The sequence below is a fragment of the Barnesiella sp. CU968 genome (assembly GCF_905219685.1).
Classification (GTDB): domain Bacteria; phylum Bacteroidota; class Bacteroidia; order Bacteroidales; family Muribaculaceae; genus Lepagella; species Lepagella muris_A.
This window is the reverse complement of sequence record NZ_CAJMXD010000182.1, coordinates 1-5,823: the sequence shown is the minus strand read 5'-3', so window position 1 is coordinate 5,823 and position 5,823 is coordinate 1. Positions and strand designations below refer to the sequence as shown.

The 5,823-nt window shown below is 42.3% G+C and carries 6 protein-coding genes and 1 pseudogene; all 7 read left to right on the top strand.

Annotation, left to right across the window (positions count from 1 at the left end):
• The first annotated feature begins 249 nt into the window (after positions 1–249).
• Positions 250–801: a hypothetical protein gene (locus JX312_RS08145; RefSeq protein WP_204457657.1), complete on the top strand. Its 552-nt coding sequence runs from the start codon at positions 250–252 to the stop codon at positions 799–801.
• Positions 798–1,154: an MmcQ/YjbR family DNA-binding protein gene (locus JX312_RS08140; protein ID WP_204457656.1), complete on the top strand. Its 357-nt coding sequence runs from the start codon at positions 798–800 to the stop codon at positions 1,152–1,154. The genes JX312_RS08145 and JX312_RS08140 overlap by 4 nt, the downstream gene beginning before the upstream one ends.
• Positions 1,155–1,215: 61 nt before the next feature.
• Positions 1,216–1,845, top strand: a complete 630-nt coding sequence (recR, locus tag JX312_RS08135) for a recombination mediator RecR (RefSeq protein WP_204457655.1) — start codon at positions 1,216–1,218, stop codon at positions 1,843–1,845.
• 23 nt (positions 1,846–1,868) lie between these two features.
• Positions 1,869–2,393 carry a GNAT family N-acetyltransferase gene (locus tag JX312_RS08130; RefSeq protein ID WP_204457654.1) on the top strand — a complete coding sequence of 175 codons (525 nt, stop codon included), beginning with the start codon at positions 1,869–1,871 and terminating at the stop codon, positions 2,391–2,393.
• A gap of 195 nt (positions 2,394–2,588) precedes the next feature.
• A complete protein-coding gene (gene rsfS / locus JX312_RS08125; protein WP_172469868.1) occupies positions 2,589–2,948 on the top strand; it encodes a ribosome silencing factor in 360 nt (119 codons plus the stop codon).
• Positions 2,949–3,004: 56 nt separating this feature from the next.
• The gene (gene ftsH / locus JX312_RS08120) at positions 3,005–5,077 is read left to right on the top strand and encodes an ATP-dependent zinc metalloprotease FtsH (protein WP_204457658.1); all 2,073 of its coding nucleotides are present in this window, start codon (positions 3,005–3,007) and stop codon (positions 5,075–5,077) included.
• Positions 5,078–5,269: 192 nt separating this feature from the next.
• Positions 5,270–5,823, top strand: a pseudogene (locus JX312_RS08115) (hypothetical protein); the annotation flags it as partial.

Below are 5,823 nucleotides of genomic sequence, written 5' to 3'. Positions count from 1 at the left end.
AAGTACGACCTCTTAAAATCAAGTACCGAAAAATTATTCATATACAAAAAATTTTCGGTATATGGAAATTAAAAAGTTAGTGATTAACTTTGTAACCGGAAAGAAAATTTAAACCGGACAGATGGCATACGAAAAGAAAATACCTGTGGACCTGGATTGCCCGTTACGGCTTACAATGGGTCTTATTGAGTCGAAATGGAAGTCCTGTATCCTGGTCGAATGTGATAAACGAAAGAATGTGATACGGCAATGAATGTAGAGGAGCTATTGTCAAAGCGGATTCATATCCCCCAAATCAAGAGAATGGCGTTGTGGGCGTCAGGCTCAAGAGAAAATATAGCCACACTATGGAGTCTTGCCCTGTCTGAATGCCGGATGACGAGTGTGAATGCACTTTGGACAATGACTCATCTGCCGGCAACAGATGCAGAATGTCTTGAATCCATGCGAAATGAAATGATTGATATGCTTTTGTCTGAGACAGACACAGGCAAGAAACGCCTGCTTCTCCAGCTCCTGAGAAATCAGGAATATGATGCAGACGATATACGCACAGATTTCCTCGACTTCTGCATGTCTAAGATCAATTCCGAATGTGAGCCATACGCTATCAGATGCTTCAGCATCTATGCGGCATATAGGATTTGTCAGCATTTCCCGGAACTGATTGCCGAACTTGAAGAACATCTCGATATGATGCAGTGTCAAACCTTATCGCCGGGACTGAAGAGCGCTCTCAGGCAGACAAAAACAAAAATCGCTAAATTGGCTGATTCTCGTGATAAATGTAGGAAAATATGAATATAGAAGATTTTCGCAACTACTGCCTTTCAATGGACGAGGTGACGGAGAAAATGCCTTTTGGAAAGTTCGCGCGCCGATATGATTCCATATTGGTGTTCTATATCCTTGACCACATGTTCTGTTTCGTGGATATTGACGATTTTACATCTGTTACAGTGAAATCCACTCCAGATGAGGTTGATGTGATACGTATGAATCATTCATCGGTGAGCAACCCGTTGAATCAGAGCCTGCGCCATTGGATACAGCTTAATCTGAACGGTGACGTTTCAGACAACGAGATCTACTCGCTTGTGAGACGTGCCTATGATATAATAAAAGCAAAATACACCCCGAGACGAAAGACATAATTACTCATTATTCGTCTAAAATCATTAATTTTGCAATCAAAAGAGAGATTACATCTTGAATATGGAACAAAGTTTCAATTCCCGCCTGTTGGATAATGCAGTTGCCGAGCTTGCCAAACTTCCAGGTATTGGTCAGAAGACAGCCCTGAGGCTTGCGTTACATCTTTTCCGTCAGGAAAAGAATGTAGCGCTTGATCTCGGCAAATCTATCATTGATATGCGGGATAATATACGATATTGTAAATGTTGTCATAACATAAGCGAAAATGAAATATGCCCAGTATGCAATGATCCGCGTAGAGACCATTCGATTATTTGTGTGGTCGAAAACGTAAAGGATGTCATAACGGTTGAGTCCACCCGTGAGCATCGAGGACTCTATCATGTTTTGGGCGGTTTGATTTCGCCTCTTGAGGGTGTGAGTCCGGCAGACCTTGAAATTGACAGCCTTGTTGAAAGAGTCGAACAAAACAAGGTCTCGGAAGTTATTCTTGCACTAAGCCCTACAATGGAAGGAGACACAACCAATTTTTATATATACAGGAAACTCGCACACCTGCCGGTAAAGATAACAATGCTTGCACGAGGTTTGAGTATCGGCAATGAGCTTGAATATGCCGATGAACTCACATTAGGCAGGTCTATTCAGAACCGCATGCTGTTTTCCGATACTTTTCACGACAGGCAATAAGAAGCTGCTTAAAAATAACATATATGTTTCTTGAGAATGAAATAATAAAGCTTCGGCCTGTAGAACCGGAGGATGCTGAAACAATGTGGATTGTGGAATCGGATTCAGAACAATGGATGCAAAATGGAATGTCTGCGCCGCTTTCAAGACAGAATCTTACAGATTACGCACTTTCGTATGATGCAGATCCGGTGCGTGCCGGTCAGTTGAGGCTTATAATAGAGTCTAAACCGGAGAAAGAAATAATCGGGATAGCGGATTTGTATGATATTTCTGTGCAACATAGGCACGCTTTTGTGGGAATATACATATTTCCGCACGTAAGAAGGTCTGGACTGGCACTGGCGTCTCTCGATTTATTGGAGAGATATGCCTTCAATCTCTTGAATATACGGCATCTGGTTGCTAAAGTCATGGAAGATAATGCCGCAAGTTCAAATTTATTTGAAAAAGCCGGATATGTGTATCGCGGAGAACTTCCGGAATGGTATCAGACTGGTAATGAATTCAGGTCACTTAAGATACTCTCAAAGATTATAGCCGGATAAACGTGATACAAACTGCATCTGAAACTATAATTTTTAGAATTTCTGCTCATCAATTTGAAAATTCATGTCGATAATTGTTATATATTATAAGCCATAATGATTTGGCATGAAATTTGTTTTCATAATATTGACAGTATGTCCTAAATCTTTTAAATCAAATGTATCTGGACATACATAATAAACAACTTAGCATAAATGCATAGTAATCAAGATATACTTAATGTAATAATTGATGCGATACAGGATAAGAAAGGTTCCGGTATCACAGTGGTTGATCTCGAAGCGATTGAAAGTGCTCCGACATCGAAATTTGTAATTTGTCAGGGAAGAAGCACTTCGCAGGTTTCTGCAATTGCGGATTGCGTACGAGAGGAAATCCAAAAATCCATCGGGAGTAAACCATATAATTATGATGGTTATAGAAATTCACAATGGATCGTCATAGACTACGGCAATGTCATGGTTCATGTGTTTTTGCCGGAGTATCGCGAATTCTATAATCTTGAGGAATTATGGAGTGACGCGTGTATAACGAGAATACCGGATCTTGAATGACAGGTTTATGAACCTGTTTCGTTAAATTTGAATTTGAAAACCATAAATATATGAATATGTTTCAGCCAAACAAAGGGTCTCGCCCCGGTAATCGTAACAAAAAGCCTCTATTCAACATGTATTGGATGTATGCACTTATAATCCTTTGCATATTGGGGCTGTATTATTTTCAAGACAATACACAGACAAAAGAAGTTGACTGGACAGATTTTGAAAAATACGCGCTTGCCGGCGATGTAGACAAGATATATGTTTTTTCCGAAAACGGCATTGCCGAAGGAGTCCTAACACAACAGGGTGCTAAAAAATTAAAGTTCGACACCTCAAGAATGTCTGAAGGACATATGAAAATCAAAACCACTATCCCCTCTTCAGACAAGATCCAGGAAAAGATTGATTCCTGGAATCAGTCTCTGTCTGCCGAAGGAAAACCCGCCATAAAAATCAATTATGAGAAAGGTAGCGACCTTATGAAACTCTTCTGGTATTTCGGTCCTATAGTTGTCATAGTTTTCTTTATGGTCTACATGTCAAAACGTATGAGTGGAGGTCCCGGAGGTGGAGGAATATTCAATGTCGGCAAATCAAAAGCTATTGTCTTTGACAAGAATAACGGAACTAATGTAACCTTTAAGGATGTTGCAGGACTTGCAGAGGCAAAGGTTGAAATTGAGGAAATTGTAGAATTTCTCAAGAACCCTCAGCGTTATACTGAATTGGGAGCCAAGATTCCGAGAGGCGCGTTGCTTGTGGGTCCTCCCGGAACAGGTAAGACTCTGCTTGCAAAGGCTGTAGCCGGAGAGGCAAATGTCCCATTTCTTTCTATGTCCGGCTCTGATTTTGTTGAAATGTTTGTCGGTGTGGGTGCTGCCAGAGTGCGTGACCTTTTCAAACAGGCGAAAGAAAAGGCGCCATGTATCGTATTCATCGATGAGATAGACGCAGTGGGTCGTGCAAGAGGCAAAAATCCCAACATGGGTTCTAATGACGAAAGAGAGAACACCCTGAACCAGATGCTCACAGAGATGGATGGTTTTCAATCTAACAATGGTGTTATATGTCTTGCCGCCACCAACCGTGCGGACATGCTTGACAAGGCACTGCTTCGTCCCGGACGTTTTGACAGACAGATATATGTAGATCTCCCTGAACTTTCAGACAGAGTAGAGATATTCAATGTCCATTTAAGAAATATCAAGGTCAACAGCCGTCTTGATGTTGAGCAGCTCGCCCGACAGACTCAAGGATTCTCCGGTGCCGATATAGCGAACGTCTGCAATGAGGCGGCACTGATAGCCGNTCGTAACAACAAACCGGCTGTAGACTGGAATGATTTTATGGCAGCTATAGACAGAATCGTAGGTGGTCTTGAGAAAAAATCAAGAATTATCACCGATGATGAGAAATTCTCTATTGCCACACACGAAGCTGGTCACGCAACGATTACCTGGATGATACAATATGGAAATCCGTTGGTCAAAGTCACGATTGTTCCGCGTGGCCGTGCACTCGGTGCCGCGTGGTATGCTCCCGAGGAACGACAGATCATTCCTACGCAGGCATTGCTTGACACTATGTGCGGTCTACTTGCCGGACGTGCGGCGGAAGAGGTATTCACAGGACAGATTGGTACCGGAGCGAGCGACGATCTTGAAAAGTGCACAAAGATAGCACGTTCCCTTGTGCTCGTATACGGCATGAGCGACAAACTCCCGAATCTCAATTACAACGACTCTACAGGTCAGGATATGGGCTTTACAAAACCGTATAGCGATGAGACAGCAAGAATCATAGATGCCGAAGTTATGCGCATTGTTAACGAGCAATATGAAAGGGCAAAGGAAATCCTGCGGAAATATGCGGCTCAGCATAATCAGATAAGAGATCTTCTTATAGAAAAAGAAGTGATATATCATGATGATGTCGAGAAGATTCTTGGCAAGCGTCAATGGAAATCGCGTACAGATGAGATTATGGAGATAAATAAGCAGATTGAAAGTAAAAAGAATGAAACGGGTGAAAATAGCAATGGTTCGTCCGACACTCCGGTCTGTCAGACTCCATCGGAAGATTTCGGGGAAGATTTGGATTCTGAAGATCCAGGCACCCCTCCCCCGTTTAACAAGTAATTGAATAAGAGTACATTCTTTTAAATCCGAAGGTCTTGCGCGATGATAGCGCAAGACCTTTTACATTTTTTAGCAAGCTATATTTGCGTGTATCAAAGAAAAAATCTAATTTTAAGCACTTTTAACAAAGGTGGCTTAAACATATCTACACACAGTTTGTCTAAAAGTCAAAGTAACTAAGGAATAGAAGCTATGAGAAAATTATTCTACTGCCTGACCGCCATCGCATTGGTCTCGCCTCTGGGATTAAGCGCGCAGGAATATGATGACATCTATTACAATCCGAAGAAAGATAAGACAGCTTCCACATCCACCAAGAAGAAAAAGTCTTACTATATAAAGGATTTTGAAAATATTGACGTTGACGAATACAATCGTAGGGGTCAATATTACAATAGTCCTGTTGACACGATCGGCAAACATGCCGAAAACGATGAGGATTTCGTCTATACCCAGCAGATTCAGAAGTTTTACAATCCTACCATTGTCGTAGACAATTCAGACATTCTGCAGGATGTGCTACTGAACAGCTATGGTAATGTGGAGATTGTATTCGATAACGGATTGCCGACGTTTGCCCCGTTCTATGGCTATTCATGGCCATATTATTCCGGTTTCTATTACGGATGGAACGATCCATGGTGTTGGGGCTGGGGACCGGCATGGCGTCCGTCGTGGTCATGGGGACCTTCCTGGAGCTGGGGCTGGGGTCCGTCTTGGGGCTGTGGCTGGGGTCCGTCCTGGGG